Annotated in this window: 12 protein-coding genes and 1 pseudogene; 7 read left to right on the plus strand and 6 right to left on the minus strand. The window is 56.8% G+C overall.

The window, feature by feature from the left end; genetic code table 11:
• Positions 1-25 precede the first annotated feature (25 nt).
• Complete coding sequence (locus C3938_RS11030) at positions 26-481, minus strand: hypothetical protein (RefSeq protein WP_158681656.1); 456 nt, start codon at positions 479-481, stop codon at positions 26-28.
• Positions 482-665: 184 nt separating this feature from the next.
• On the opposite strand from C3938_RS11030, the gene dapB reads away from it, so the two are divergent.
• From dapB to greA, 7 genes and pseudogenes are all read left to right on the plus strand, one after another.
• Positions 666-1,475, plus strand: coding sequence for a 4-hydroxy-tetrahydrodipicolinate reductase (dapB, locus tag C3938_RS11035; RefSeq protein ID WP_105104474.1), 810 nt, complete (start codon positions 666-668; stop codon positions 1,473-1,475).
• A gap of 18 nt (positions 1,476-1,493) precedes the next feature.
• Positions 1,494-1,895, plus strand: a pseudogene (locus C3938_RS18215) (ATP-dependent zinc protease); the annotation flags it as partial.
• A gap of 84 nt (positions 1,896-1,979) precedes the next feature.
• Complete coding sequence (gene rimK / locus C3938_RS11040) at positions 1,980-2,900, plus strand: 30S ribosomal protein S6--L-glutamate ligase (protein ID WP_233998974.1); 921 nt, start codon at positions 1,980-1,982, stop codon at positions 2,898-2,900.
• Between the two features lie 255 nt (positions 2,901-3,155).
• Complete coding sequence (locus C3938_RS11045; RefSeq protein ID WP_233998841.1) at positions 3,156-3,686, plus strand: YfiR family protein; 531 nt, start codon at positions 3,156-3,158, stop codon at positions 3,684-3,686.
• 544 nt (positions 3,687-4,230) lie between these two features.
• Positions 4,231-5,367 carry a glutamine-hydrolyzing carbamoyl-phosphate synthase small subunit gene (gene carA, locus C3938_RS11050; protein ID WP_105104476.1) on the plus strand — a complete coding sequence of 379 codons (1,137 nt, stop codon included), beginning with the start codon at positions 4,231-4,233 and terminating at the stop codon, positions 5,365-5,367.
• 101 nt (positions 5,368-5,468) lie between these two features.
• A complete protein-coding gene (carB, locus tag C3938_RS11055) occupies positions 5,469-8,699 on the plus strand; it encodes a carbamoyl-phosphate synthase large subunit (protein ID WP_105103369.1) in 3,231 nt (1,076 codons plus the stop codon).
• Positions 8,700-8,814: 115 nt separating this feature from the next.
• The gene (gene greA / locus C3938_RS11060; protein WP_105103370.1) at positions 8,815-9,291 is read left to right on the plus strand and encodes a transcription elongation factor GreA; all 477 of its coding nucleotides are present in this window, start codon (positions 8,815-8,817) and stop codon (positions 9,289-9,291) included.
• Between the two features lie 73 nt (positions 9,292-9,364).
• Here greA and C3938_RS11065 read toward each other — a convergent pair whose 3' ends face one another.
• From C3938_RS11065 to C3938_RS11085, 5 genes are all read right to left on the minus strand, one after another.
• Positions 9,365-10,237, minus strand: a complete 873-nt coding sequence (locus C3938_RS11065; protein ID WP_105103371.1) for a hypothetical protein — start codon at positions 10,235-10,237, stop codon at positions 9,365-9,367.
• A gap of 102 nt (positions 10,238-10,339) precedes the next feature.
• Positions 10,340-11,227, minus strand: coding sequence for a hypothetical protein (locus C3938_RS11070; RefSeq protein ID WP_105103372.1), 888 nt, complete (start codon positions 11,225-11,227; stop codon positions 10,340-10,342).
• A 499-nt stretch (positions 11,228-11,726) separates the two neighbouring features.
• Entirely contained in the window at positions 11,727-12,635 is a 909-nt protein-coding gene (locus tag C3938_RS11075) for a hypothetical protein (RefSeq protein ID WP_105103373.1), read from the minus strand.
• Between the two features lie 35 nt (positions 12,636-12,670).
• Positions 12,671-13,225, minus strand: coding sequence for a hypothetical protein (locus tag C3938_RS11080; protein WP_158681657.1), 555 nt, complete (start codon positions 13,223-13,225; stop codon positions 12,671-12,673).
• A gap of 52 nt (positions 13,226-13,277) precedes the next feature.
• A complete protein-coding gene (locus tag C3938_RS11085; protein ID WP_105103375.1) occupies positions 13,278-14,141 on the minus strand; it encodes a CsgG/HfaB family protein in 864 nt (287 codons plus the stop codon).
• Between the last annotated feature and the right edge of the window lie 23 nt (positions 14,142-14,164).

Below are 14,164 nucleotides of genomic sequence, written 5' to 3' on the forward strand. Positions count from 1 at the left end.
CAGATTCGGGTTTTTTGTTTCTGGATCAGTTGTCTTTCAACCTGGCGCGAAGCTCCTGATGGAATTCCTTCTGGATTTTCTTGAGCTCCTCGAGTTGCTCTTCGTTCAGGATGTGAACCGCTTCCACCCGCGTACTGGCGCGAACGGCAATGAGCTTTGCGTCGATTTCCTCTTTTTGTTCTGTGGTCAGCTTGGGGACCATCTTGCCGGGTTCAATACCGTATTCCTTCATGACGGCCATCTGCAGTTCGAAGTTCTTTTCCATCAATGGCAGCATTTTGCCCTCCTGTTCGGGAGTCAATTTCAGACGCAGGGTGACCCAGTCCGCGATATCGTCATATTTCTCCCAGAAGTCGTCCATTGAACCCAGTTTGGCGTCGGATGCATGGCTGCTGGAGATAGTAAGTAGCGATGAAAGCAGCAGCGCCAGAATGGCTGCGGATAAGTTCGACCAAAAAGAATTTTGCGTATCACACGTCATGATTGGCGCCCCGTTCGTTTAGGTTATTAAAAGCCTAGTAGAGGATTGCCGCGCCGCAAGGCGTACCGCCGGGTCATTACTCTGATATGTTGGATGGGGTGTGCAGACTGGCTGTGCGGTATTGCCCGCAATGGAAACCGGGGTAGAATCCGCGCCTTTCAAGCCCGGCCGAAAGGAGAACGATATGGCGATAAACATAGCAATCACGGGATTTGGCGGCCGTATGGGGCGTGTGCTGGCTGAGGCGGTGGCGCTGGCAGAGCGGGATGGCAAGGCCAGACTCAGTGGCGCCATCGTGCGTCCGGGCACCAGTCTGGTGGGGGCGGATGCCGGGGAAGTTGCCGGTCTTGGCCGCAGCGGCCTCGCGATTGTCGACAGCCTGGCGCAGGTCGAATTCGATGTGCTGATCGATTTCACATCTCCGCAGGCCACGCTCGACAACGCCGCCTATTGTGCCGAGCACGGCAAGGCGATCGTGATTGGCACCACTGGTTTTGATCCCGAGCAGAAGGCGCAGATGCTAAGCGCTGGTGACAAGACACCGCTGTGTTTCGCGACCAATTTTTCCACCGGTGTGAATCTGTGCTTTAACTTACTGGAAACCGCGGCACGGGTGCTGGGTGACGATGTGGATATTGAGATCGTCGAGGCGCATCACCGCCACAAGGTGGACGCACCTTCCGGCACGGCGCTGAGTATGGGGGAGGTGATTGCGGATACCCTTGGCCGCGATCTCGCCAAAGTGGCGGTCTATGGCCGCGAGGGTCAGACCGGTGCACGGGAGAGGGAGACTATCGGTTTCGCCACCGTGCGCGGCGGCGATGTGGTGGGTGAGCACACGGTTTCATTTTTTGCCGATGGCGAACGTATTGAAATTACGCACAAGGCCAGCAGCCGCCTGGCCTTTGCCCGCGGTGCGGTGCGGGCGGCGATCTGGTTGACTGGCCGGGCCGCAGGTCGCTACGACATGCGCGACGTGCTGGCACTCAAATAATTTTTTGGAGTCTTCTGTTTGGAAAAGAAAATTATCGTCGGCAGCGAGGAGTGGTGTGCATTCCCGGGGTTGGGAATTCCCGCCATCAAGGCACGCGTGGACTCCGGTGCCAAAACGTCGTGCCTGCACGCCTATAACATTCAGCCGTTTAATCGCGGTGGCGAGCCCTGGGTGAGTTTTGAGGCGCACCCGCTGCAGAACCTGCGTCGTCCACGAGTGCGCTGCGAGGCGCGGGTGCTGGACAAACGCACGGTGCGCAGCTCTTCCGGCGATGCGGAAAAACGCCTGGTGATCAAAACCAGCCTCAGCATCGGCGGCAGCGCCTGGGATATCGAACTGACGCTGACCAATCGCGACTCCATGGGCTATCGGATGCTGCTCGGTCGCGAGGCGATGATGGGGCGCATGCTGGTGGATCCGTCAGAGAGCTTCTGCCTGGGGGAGATGCCCCCGAGTCAGCTGGAAGAGTACTATCACGACGAACATCATATGGCGGGTACCGGCTTGCGTATCGGTCTGCTGGCGTCCAATCCGGATCTCTACAGCAATCAGCGAATCATGGAAGCGGGAGCCGAGCGCGGTCACCGCATGACCTTCCTGAACATTCGTCAGTGCTATATGAAGCTCGATTCCACCGAGCCGGAAGTGCACTACCGCGACGGTCGTATCCTCAACAATCTGGATGCGGTGATCCCGCGTATACGCCCGAGTCAGACATTTTACGGCTGTGCGCTTACCCGCCACTTCGAAAGTATTGGGGTGTTTGCATTGAATGGCTCCGCGGCCATCAGTCAGTCCCGCGACAAGCTGTTTTCTCTGCAGCTGTTGCAGGAGGGAGGATTGAGTATTCCGATCTCCGGCTTCGCCAATTCACCGATGGATACCAACGAGCTGATCGAAATGGTTGGCGGTGCACCGCTGATTGTGAAACTGCTGGAAGGCACTCAGGGGCGCGGCGTGGTACTGGCGGAAACCCGCAAGGCGGGGGAGTCGGTGATCAACGCGTTCAAGTCCCTGAAAGTCAATCTGCTGGTGCAGGAGTTTATCCGCGAGGCCCAGGGTAAGGATCTGCGCCTGTTTGTGATCGACGGCAAGGTAGTGGCGGCGATCCAGCGGGAAGCGGCGCCAGGTGAGTTCCGTGCCAATATCCACCAGGGGGGCACAGCCTCGGTGGTCAAGATCAGCCCGGATGAGCGCAAACTGGCGATCAAGGCCGCCAAGGTATTGGGATTGAAAGTGGCAGGGGTAGATATCATCCGCTCCAAAAAGGGGCCACTGTTGCTGGAGGTCAACTCCTCACCGGGGCTTGAGGGTATTGAGAGCGCCACCCGCAAGGACGTGGCTGGCAATATGATCATGGCGATCGAGCGTGCGCTCAAATGGCGTCCGACCATCACCGGTGCTCCCACTTTTGAGGATGAGTGAGGGCTGGCGCTCAGTGGAATTCTGGCGCACGGCTGCCGTTCGGCATTGGTGAGCCGGGCCGGCAGATACTAACCTTTGGGGTGCCCCGTACCTTTCGGCGGGGATGCCTCGCAAGCCGCTACGATGTGCGGGGCGTGAATCCATGCCCCGGCGTTCGATCTGATGTCCAAGCCCGCTTTTGCTCATATACCCCATAACGCTGCCCCGGTTTTCCGGAAGCGGTCCCTGCCAGCAGCGGGGTGCGGCTTCGGGCTATTGTTACTGATTTTCCTGTTGCCACTATCGCCAGCCAGGGCCCAGGCCGAGCACCTCTCGGACACGGATCTGGGGCGCAAGGTCATGGTGAATTACATTGTCCATTTCGCGCACCACCTGCAATGGCCCATCGAGGTGTTCAGTGGCAGCGGTGCCCCCTTCCGTATCTGCGTGATGGGCGACGACGAACTGGTCGCGCCGCTCACGGCCAGATTGCATCACCACCGTGTTCAGGGGCGTCTGGTGTCTCTGGAGCGGGTCAATGATGGCGAAATGATGCGCGCGCGTCGCTGTCAGATCGTGGTGATGGGCGATATGGACGCCGAGCGTCTGGCACAGGCGGTGGGGGCGTTGGAGTTTTTCCCGGTGCTGACCGTGAGTGATACCAGCCGCTTCGCCGCCCTTGGCGGCATGGTGGAGTTTGCTGGCAGTGGCGCCAACATGGCCCTGCAGTTGAATAAAACCCGGCTCGATCGCGCGGAATTGAAAATGGGCAACAGCCTGTTTCGCCTGAGCAAGCAGGTCAACTGACCGAATATTCTTCTTTCCCCCTATGCGTGCTGTGGGGGTCGGTGATTTTCCCTGCCATTTCCTGGAGCCATGCCTGATTGTCCGCAGTGCCATTCTCTGCAGACGTGGCGCAAATTTGTACTGGCGATCAACCGCGTTTTCCCGTAGAATCTGCGCCCGGCTTGGAAAGGCCCCACCGTAGTCGCTCGCGCCAGAAACAGGTTCCGCTAGTTGCGGATCAGGCCGCTGAGCCCGTGGATTTCCAGCCAGAAAAGTGCCGGTTGCGGCGGAGTTTCCGCCCTCCAGATACGCATTCTCTGGATGCCGGCCACACTGTGAGAGCCCAGTTGAACGCCACAGCGAGCGCCCGTGAATAACTTTATAAAAAAGCGAGATGAAGCAGCCGTTTCATCTCGCTTTTTTATAAAAGGCTTCCGGTAAATAAGTTGCAGCTGAAACTGCAGCTGGCGTCGCCACCCCGGCTACGCCCTCTCACCCCGCCCGGAAGCCGTTCTGACGATTGGAGATTGAATTGAACAACGCCGTTCCTACACCGGAATCCCTGATGCCCAGCACTACCCCGGCACTGCTGGTGCTCGCCGATGGCAGTGTCTTCCATGGTCGCGCCATTGGCGCTGAAGGCTCAACAGTCGGTGAGGTAGTTTTCAATACCTCCATGACCGGATATCAGGAGATCCTGACGGATCCGTCCTACGCCCGTCAGATCGTCACCCTGACATACCCCCATATCGGCAACACCGGTACCAACAGCGAAGATGAAGAAGCGAGTGAGATCTGGGCCGCCGGCCTGGTGATTCGCGACCTGCCGCTGCTGGCCTCCAGCTTCCGCAGCGAGCAGTCCCTGGAGGATTACCTCAAGGCGCGCAATATCGTCGGCATCGCCGATATCGACACCCGTCGCCTGACCCGCATCCTGCGCGACAAAGGTGCGCAGAGTGGCTGCATTGTGACTGGCAACAGCATCGATGAAGCGGAAGCGCTGAAACAGGCGCAGGCGTTCGCTGGCCTCAAGGGGATGGACCTGGCCAAGGTCGTCTCCACCAAGGAGAAGTACGACTTCAACGAAGGTACCTGGGAACTGGGGCTGGGTCACAAGCCGGCACCCGCCGCGCAGCCCTATAAAGTTGTCGCGTATGACTTCGGCGTAAAACGCAACATCCTGCGCATGCTGGTGGATCGAGGCTGCAGCATCACCGTGGTGCCCGCGGAGACTCCGGCCTCCGAAGTGCTGGCGATGAATCCGAATGGCGTGTTCCTCTCTAACGGCCCCGGCGACCCCGAGCCCTGCGACTACGCGATTGCCGCGATCAAGGAATTCCTCGACGCTGGCCTTCCCACCTATGGCATCTGCCTCGGCCACCAGCTGCTGGGCCTCGCCGTCGGCGCCAAGACCGCGAAGATGAAATTCGGCCACCACGGCGGCAACCACCCGGTGCAGGACCTGAATTCCACCAAGGTGATGATCACCGCGCAGAACCACGGTTTTGAAGTGGACGCTAGCAGCCTGCCGGACAATGTGGAAATCACCCACAAATCCCTGTTCGACGGCACCCTGCAAGGCATCCGCCTGAAGGACAAGCCGGCGTTCAGCTTCCAGGGACACCCGGAAGCGAGCCCCGGTCCACACGACGTGGCGCCACTGTTCGACCAGTTTATCGAGATGATGGAAGCGCGCCGCTAAGGCAAAGCTTTCCCTTTGCTGGAATCTGCCCAAGGCAGGTTCCAGCAGCCAAGACCAGAATTTTATCCGCCGGATAACGGCCGATTAGATACGGAAGAAAGATGCCAAAACGCACAGACATTCAAAGCATTCTGATCATCGGCGCAGGCCCCATCGTCATCGGTCAGGCCTGTGAATTCGATTACTCCGGTGCCCAGGCCTGTAAGGCCCTGCGTGAAGAGGGTTACCGGGTCATCCTGGTGAACTCCAATCCCGCCACCATCATGACCGACCCGTCCATGGCCGACGCCACCTACATCGAGCCGGTGGAGTGGAAGACGGTCGCCAAGATCATCGAGAAAGAGCGCCCGGACGCGATCCTGCCCACCATGGGCGGTCAGACCGCGCTGAACTGTGCGCTGGCGCTGGACAAGCACGGCGTGCTGGAAAAGTTCGGCTGTGAGCTGATCGGTGCGGACAAGAACGCCATCGAAAAAGCGGAAGACCGCGATCTGTTCGACAAGGCGATGAAGGCCATCGGCCTCGAGACCCCGCGCGCCAAGATCGTCCACACCATGGAGGAGGCAAAGAAGGTCCCGGAAGAATTCGGCTTCCCGGTGATCATCCGCCCGTCCTTCACCATGGGCGGTTCCGGTGGCGGTGTGGCCTACAACTGGCCGGAATTTGAAGAGATCTGCAAACGCGGCCTCGACCTGTCCCCGACCAACGAACTGCTGATTGACGAATCCCTGCTCGGCTGGAAAGAGTACGAGATGGAGGTGGTTCGCGACAAAAACGACAACTGCATCATCGTGTGTTCCATCGAGAACTTCGATCCGATGGGTGTACACACCGGTGACTCCATCACCGTGGCCCCGGCGCAGACCCTGACCGACAAGGAATACCAGCTGATGCGCAATGCGTCCATCGCGGTATTGCGCGAGATCGGCGTGGAAACCGGCGGCTCCAACGTGCAGTTCGGTATGGACCCGAAAACCGGCCGCATGGTGGTGATCGAGATGAACCCGCGGGTGTCCCGCTCCTCCGCGCTGGCCTCCAAGGCCACCGGCTTCCCGATCGCGAAGGTCGCCGCCAAGCTGGCGGTGGGCTACACCCTGGACGAACTACAGAACGACATTACCGGCGGTGCCACCCCGGCGTCTTTCGAACCGTCCATCGACTATGTGGTTACCAAGATTCCGCGCTTCACCTTCGAGAAATTCGGTGAAGCGGATGCGCGCCTGACCACCCAGATGAAATCCGTGGGTGAAGTCATGGCCATCGGCCGTAACTTCCAAGAGTCCCTGCAGAAAGCGCTGCGCGGCCTGGAAGTGGGCTCCTTTGGTTTCGAGCCGAAACTGGACCCGGCGGAAGTGGGCTCCATGGAGCTCTTGCGCCGCGAACTGTCCGTGGCCGGCGCCAACCGCATCTGGTATGTGGGCGACGCCTTCCGTATGGGCCTGAGCATCGACGAAGTGTATGAGCTGTCCGGCATCGATCCCTGGTTCCTGGTGCAGATCAAGGAACTGATGGATATCGAAGAACCGCTGAAGTCCATCCCGACTTCCGCACTCGACGCCAAGACCATGCGCTTCCTGAAGCGCAAGGGCTTCTCCGACAAGCGTCTCGCGGACCTGTTGGGTGTCAGCCAGAAGACTGTGCGCGAGTTCCGCCAGAAGCTGGGCGTGTTCCCGTCTTACAAGCGCGTGGACACCTGCGCCGCGGAATTCGCTACCGGCACCGCCTACATGTACTCCACCTACGATGAGGAGTGTGAAGCGGAGCCGACCGGTAAGAAGAAAATCATGGTGCTCGGCGGCGGTCCCAACCGCATCGGCCAGGGCATCGAGTTCGACTACTGCTGTGTGCACGCGGCACTCGCCATGCGCGAAGACGGTTACGAGACCATCATGGTCAACTGTAATCCGGAGACCGTATCCACCGACTATGACACTTCCGACCGCCTCTACTTCGAGCCGGTGACTCTGGAAGATGTACTGGAGATCGTGCGCAAGGAAAAACCGGAAGGCGTGATCGTGCAGTTTGGTGGCCAGACCCCGCTGAACCTGGCGCGCTACCTGGCCGCCGAGGGCGTGCCGATCATCGGTACCACGCCTGAGCAGATCGACCGCGCGGAAGACCGCGAGCGCTTCCAGCAGATGATCATGCGCCTTGGACTCAAGCAACCGCAGAACGCCATCGTGCGCTCCGAGTACGAAGCCATTCAGCGCGCGAAGGAAGTGGGCTACCCGCTGGTAGTGCGCCCGTCCTATGTGCTGGGCGGCCGCGCCATGGAGATCGTCTACAAGGAAGACGAACTCAAGACCTACATGAAGGAAGCCGTGCAGGTTTCCGAGGATGCGCCGGTGTTGCTGGATCACTTCCTGCACTCCGCCATCGAGGTGGATATCGACGCGGTATCCGACGGCAAGGACGTGGTGATCGGCGCGATCATGCAGCACATCGAGCAGTGCGGCGTGCACTCCGGTGACTCCGCCTGCTCCCTGCCGCCCTATAGCCTGCCGGCGGACGTGCAGGACCTGATGCGCGAGCAGGTAAAAGCCATGGCCCGCGAACTGGGCGTGGTGGGCCTGATGAACACCCAGCTGGCCTACCAGGACGGCGAGATCTACGTGATCGAGGTGAACCCCCGCGCGTCCCGCACCGTGCCGTTCGTGTCCAAGTGCATTGGCACTTCGCTGGCGAAGATCGCCGCGCGCTGTCAGGCCGGTGTGAGCCTGGCGGAGCAGGGCTTCACCAAGGAAATCGTGCCGGATTACTACTCCGTCAAGGAGTCTGTATTCCCGTTCAACAAGTTCCCGAAAGTGGACCCGATCCTCGGCCCGGAAATGAAGTCCACTGGTGAGGTGATGGGCGTGGGCGAGACCTTCGCCGAAGCCTTCGACAAATCCCTGCTGGGGGCCGGCGATAATCTGCCGGAATCCGGCAAGGTATTCATCTCCGTGCGCGATGTGGACAAGGCCGGCGTGGTGGAAGTTGCCCGAGAGATGTCCAAGCTCGGCTTCGAGCTGGTGGCCACCCGCGGTACCGCCAAGGTCTTGCAAGATGCCGACATTGCGGTTACAACGGTGAACAAGATGAACGAGGGCCGGCCGCATATCGTCGACATGATCAAGAACGACGAGATTGCCCTGGTGGTCAACACCACCGAGGGGCGCCAGGCCATTCGCGATTCCGCGGATATCCGCCGCAGCGCCGAGAACCATCAGGTTTGCTACACCACCACTCTGGCGGCAGCAAAAGCCATGGCCATGGCCATGCAGATTGCCGAGCCGCATCAGGTGCGCAGCCTGCAGGAACTGCATCAGCGCGTCGTGCGCCTGCAAAACTGACCGGCTTGCTCCGAATGGCTTCCTCCGGGTAGCCACAAGAGCGGACAAACTGAAAAGCTCTGCCACCGGCAGAGCTTTTTCGTTAATGAATAATTGAGGAATTCTGGAGGTTCCGTTGAACCGAGTACCAATGACTGTTGAAGGCGCGGAAGCGCTGCGCGCAGAACTCGACGACCTGAAAAAAGTACAGCGCCCGGCGGTTGTACAGGCGATTGCCGAAGCCCGTGAGCACGGCGATCTGAAGGAAAATGCCGAGTACCACGCCGCCCGCGAAAAGCAGGGTTTTATCGAGGGTCGTATTCAGGAAATCGAGGCCAAGCTGTCTATGGCTCAGGTGATCGATGTAAAAGCCATCGAACCTTCCGGCAAGGTCATTTTCGGCACCACCGTGACGATTATCCGCGTGGAAGATGATTCCGAAGTGACGTACAAGATCGTGGGCGATGATGAAGCCGATGTGAAGAACAAGAAAATTTCGGTGAACTCACCCATCGCGCGTGCGCTGATAGGTAAAGAGGAAGGCGATCTTGTTGTAGTGAATACGCCATCGGGAGCGGTTGAATATGAGATAGATACCGTCGAACATATCTGACGGTACAATCCCTCCCTTCAAAAAAAAGCGGTCCTTAGGACCGCTTTTTTATTTCGGGGCAGATATTGTCAGACTACTGCAAGATATTTGCCTGGTTGCCTATGCCTGACTGAGAAACGACGGCTGCGTTTGAAGCCGACATCTGGCTGATGTAAGCGTTATTGAGCAGGCCATCCTGGGTCACCATGGCGGTATTGCCGCCGAGCACGCCAACCTGGGATATCACGGCGATGTTGGCAATACCGTCCTGCGTCACCATCGCGGTATTGAAGCTGGATGTCTGTGTCACACTGGCAAAGTTCGCGGTGCCACTCTGGACAATATCAGAGCTGTTGTACTGCCCACCCTGGGTGCTGAGCGCGACATTGTAATTCCCGCTTTGAAGAACGTTGGAATAATGTCCCACTCCGGTCTGGGTAATCCAGGCCTGCTGGCCAGTTCCAAACTGGGTGATATGCGCATCGGAGTCCTGGCTGGCAAACTGCCCGATATTGCCGTTATGAAGAGACCCGAACTGCGTAATGGTGGCCAGATTATCGGTGCCGCCGATTTGAACAATGTTGGCATTGTTGATGTTGCCAACCTGGAAGATATACGCCTCACTATTGGTGGTATTGATCTGGAACACGGTGCCCCAGTTGTCCAAACCCAGTTGGAAAATGGAGCTACTGTTGTCCTGCCCACCCAGTTGCAGGGAGTAGGCGTCATTGAACAGTCCGAATTGCGTGTGTTGCGTAACACTACCGAAAGATGCCGCGATCGTATTGCTCTGATTGAATCCGCCAGACTGCGTATTGATGATGACACTGCCATCCATGCCTGTCTGATCAATGAGTGCCGCGTTCCCATTTCCCGTTTGCGTAAGGATCGCAACGTTGTTTGACGCCGAGGCTAAGCCACTCGTTGCCAATGCTGCTGCCAGTACGCAGTAGTGGAAGGCTTTCATTGGAAACTCCTTTACTGCTTACCTCAAAGGAAGTTCAGGCTTGTCCCGAACGCGTAATGTTGTCGGCGGCCTGTCGGCCGCCGAACCATGGGCGGGCGTTAATTACTGGATAATTACACCGAGGTTACCCACACCGAGCTGAGTACCTACCGCCAGGTTGCTGTCGGTGGTTTGAGTGGTGATGTGAACGTTCAGTGCACCAGCCTGCGCAGTGAATGCGGCGTTGCCATCGCCAGTCTGACCAACGTAGGCAACGTTCAGAACACCAGCCTGGAGGGTGGAAGCCAGGTTGTCGTCACCGAACTGATCGTGGTCAGCAATGTTCAGTGCACCTACCTGAGTGATGACTGAATCGTTGCCGTTACCAACTTGCAGAACGTCAGCGAAGTTGAGGATACCAGCCTGGTTGGAAACAGAGGTGTTGCCATTTCCTTGCTGCAGATGGTTGGCCACGTTCAGAATGCCGAACTGGTTGGCCAGTGCAGTGTTGCCGAAGCTGGCAGACTGGTTGATGTTTGCCAGGTTCAGAATGCCAACCTGGTTCACAGTGGCATCGTTGAACGCGGATTCATTCTGACCGATGGTGGCACCGTTCAAAACGCCAACTTGGTTGATAGTGGCATCGTTGAACAGTGAGTTGCTCTGGAAGGTGGTCGCCTGGTTGAGAACACCCACCTGATTGATGGTCGCGTCGCTATCAACGGTGATAAAGCCATCCTGCAGAGAGAACGCATTGTTCAGTGCGCCAACTTGCAGATGGTTGATGTCGTTGAATACGCTGATGAATCCGACCTGCAGCGCAGTGGACAGGTTCAGGGCACCAATTTGAGTTTGGTAAACTTCGTTGAAGCCACCAAGAGCCTCAAGTTGAGTGGAGGTTGCCAGGTTGAACACGCCAACCTGGGTCTGAACGGCAATATTGTCGTCAGCGAAAACACTGCCACTGGAAACAAGTGCGATGGCAGCAGCGATGCGGGAAAACGTCTTCATGAGTTGCTCCTTTACTTCGGACGTTAAATACAACCAGCCCCGGGGGTGCTGATTCACAATGACGCAGCGATAAGCGCCATGTCTGGTTGGCGGAAACTCTGTGATGTGTTCAGCGCCATCGCTGAAAGAGTTTCATCGCCATGAATTTGTCAATTCGGGTAAGTGATCCACCAATCAGAGCGCACTTGTACAACCCGGCTTGGGTGTGATTGAAATACAGCCTGATTGGGTGAAATTTGATCGTCTTGCTATTGAGTGTTGTCGGTGCACCGGTGTGGCGCTATAGGAGGGAAGTCATGAAAGAGTAGGAAAAAAGTACAGTTTTTAAGCAGTAATTATTCGGGTTGAGAGGGTTTGATAACCGAATGGGCCAAATATGGCGCTTAAGTTATCTTGTGGCGCAAATATCCGGCGGATATCCAGGCTGCCGTGTATTTCCTATGGGGAAGCGAAAAGTCACAACGGACGTGTTGGATCAAGCGGTGGGATGGTCGGTATGCTACTGCGTCAAGGAAACAGAGTTGCCATTACCAAACTGGTTGACGATTGCGGTGGCGGAAATGCCACTCTGGACAATCCCCGTGGTGTTGAAAGTGCCTATTTGACTGACAACGGACTGGTGGTTGCCCCCGAGACCAAAGGCACCCGTTTGACGAATGGCAGTCTGGTTCAGTGAACCGCTCTGGGTTGCACTGACCGTATTGAAATTGTCCTCCTGAATGAACTCCGTCTGATTGGAAAAGCCGCTCTGTAGTAGATCGACTTCCTGCAAGGCACCCGACTGAATGACCTGCGCCTGGTTAAATGCTCCTTCCTGCGTCGCCGCAGTAAAATGAGCCGTGCCACTCTGTTGAACGTCGGCGTCGTTGTCGTTGCCTTGTTGATCCAAATGCACACGACCATGGAAACTCGCGCTTTGGCTCACATTTGCCTGGTTGAGCAATCCGACCTGATTGATTCTTACCTTGTTGAAATTCCCATTGAGCTGATCCACGTCAGACGCATTGCCGAACCCTCCCTGTCGTGTCGCGACGTTATTGTCATAGGCGACTGACTGCAATATCAGCGTTGAATTCTGAGCGCCGATCTGCAGACTGTAGACTGTGTTGCTCGAACCGTATTGCTGCTGAGCGAGCGCGTTGTTGAAGGCGCCGTCTTGCACCTGGGTGATGCTGCTTGAATTCTCTTCTCTCTGGATTCCTTCGGCGTTGTTCTGTACACCGTTCTGACTTTGCTCGAAGCTGTTATCACTATTATGGGGCGTTGGTTGTAAGATAATTGCGATGTTTTCGACTCCCTGCTGATATAGGTCGATCGCACTCTCATCAGCCCTGATCGAGTGCGGCAGTGCGGCGAATACGATCACTGGAATAAGCACACTGATCGGAGTGGATTGCTTCGTAAGCACGATGCAGGTTTCCTTGAGTCGATGGCAATTATTGGCTAATCGTATTGATTAACGGTCGTGGTCATGGAAACGCCGGTCTGGACGACCGAGGTATGCAGTCCATTTCCACGCTGATTGATCGTGACCTGGTGGGAAAGACCTATCTGTTCTACATTGGCGGAATTGGCAACACCATACTGGGTCACATTGGCCTTGTGCGCATAACCTACTTGCTCCAGCAAAATCAGATTCTCATATCCGGCCTGTAATAGAGCTGCTATGTTGTTTTGTCCGGCCTGGCTGGCGATGGTTGTGTTACCTTCTCCCACCTGTGCCGTTAAAAGCAGGTTTTTGTAGCCCGACTGTTCCACCGACAGAAAGTTGACCGTACCGCGCTGGTCTGCGGAAACGTGGTTGAAATTACCCTCCTGCGTGATGACGGCCATATTGGCAATCGAATAACCACCATAAACCTCGAGCTCGCTGGTGGCGGATAATTCTGAGCTGGTGGCCAGTTCCTGGGCCGGTGCCGAAAGGGTATAGCAGATCAGTGGACCGGCAAGCAAAAATTGGGTCTGACCCAGTCCGCGTCTGAAACATTGAGTCATCATTCAGTCCAGGTGGTAGTTAGACATTATGTAAGCTATTACAACCTCCGGATTTCTACAGAAATGCAACATTTTCATTCAGGTAAAACTGCAGGACGGGGTTGTTGATATCTTCCGGATTCTGCAATGCCCAGGAATTATTGACGATGCCCTGGCCAATCAAATGGATCACCGCGGATTCCATCGCGGATAGCAGCGCCAGTTGTGCCGGTTCATTCGTCGTCGTACCGAGCTCTATTTCCAGCAGTCGCTTGAATTTCACGTAGCGGAATACATCGCCACTGATTGCCTTGGAATAGACGGTCTTTGATGTGAGAACAGAATGAAGTACCCGGCCCGAGCGTATATCGATTGCGCGCAGGTTGACGGTTATCTGATCTACCCGGTACTGTTCGTCGGCACCTATCCCGAAGTAGCGGGCTCCGGCGCCCCCCGTCTGTATGTTGGAGTCGTAAGCAACGATTCCGCCTTCGAGTAAAATGTTCGCCGCTACGAGAGAGGGGAGGATCGTGTTGTTTTCCGGTGCGTCAGGTTTGGCCAGAGCAGCGCGAATAATCTTTCGCTCGGTCAGCAGATTTTGCAACCCCTCTCTTTCCAGGGGAATAAACCAACCGGACTCATTGAGTACGTTCATCAGCATGGAAGCTGCGCCCTGAGTAACCGCCGTGGAGAAACTGCTGGCCGGGGTTGGCTTATATTGGCCCGTCTGGTCCCTGAAGTTGTAGACGGCGGCCAGTATCTTGCCTTTGGGTTGCGGCAGGTTGAGAAGATCTCTATAGGTGTTATTTCGCGGGGTGAGTTTGGCATCTTCCAGTCCCGGACCGAACAGCGCGTCCCCGGTATTTTTGACGGCGGTGCAGCCGCTAATTGTCAGCGCAAAGGCCAGCGCGGTGACTATTTTTGAACCTCTGGTAAACATCACGCGTTTCTCCGATATTATTC

Source organism: Microbulbifer pacificus, from assembly GCF_002959965.1.
Taxonomy (GTDB): Bacteria; Pseudomonadota; Gammaproteobacteria; order Pseudomonadales; family Cellvibrionaceae; genus Microbulbifer; species Microbulbifer pacificus_A.

Coding starts and splice junctions, on each gene's coding strand:
- C3938_RS11030 (WP_158681656.1), bottom strand. CDS start 481: ATGACGTGTGATACGCAAAATTCTTTTTGGTCGAACTTATCCGCAGCC.
- dapB (WP_105104474.1), top strand. CDS start 666: ATGGCGATAAACATAGCAATCACGGGATTTGGCGGCCGTATGGGGCGT.
- carA (WP_105104476.1), top strand. CDS start 4,231: ATGCCCAGCACTACCCCGGCACTGCTGGTGCTCGCCGATGGCAGTGTC.
- carB (WP_105103369.1), top strand. CDS start 5,469: ATGCCAAAACGCACAGACATTCAAAGCATTCTGATCATCGGCGCAGGC.
- C3938_RS11065 (WP_105103371.1), bottom strand. CDS start 10,237: ATGAAAGCCTTCCACTACTGCGTACTGGCAGCAGCATTGGCAACGAGT.
- C3938_RS11070 (WP_105103372.1), bottom strand. CDS start 11,227: ATGAAGACGTTTTCCCGCATCGCTGCTGCCATCGCACTTGTTTCCAGT.
- C3938_RS11080 (WP_158681657.1), bottom strand. CDS start 13,225: ATGATGACTCAATGTTTCAGACGCGGACTGGGTCAGACCCAATTTTTG.
- C3938_RS11085 (WP_105103375.1), bottom strand. CDS start 14,141: ATGTTTACCAGAGGTTCAAAAATAGTCACCGCGCTGGCCTTTGCGCTG.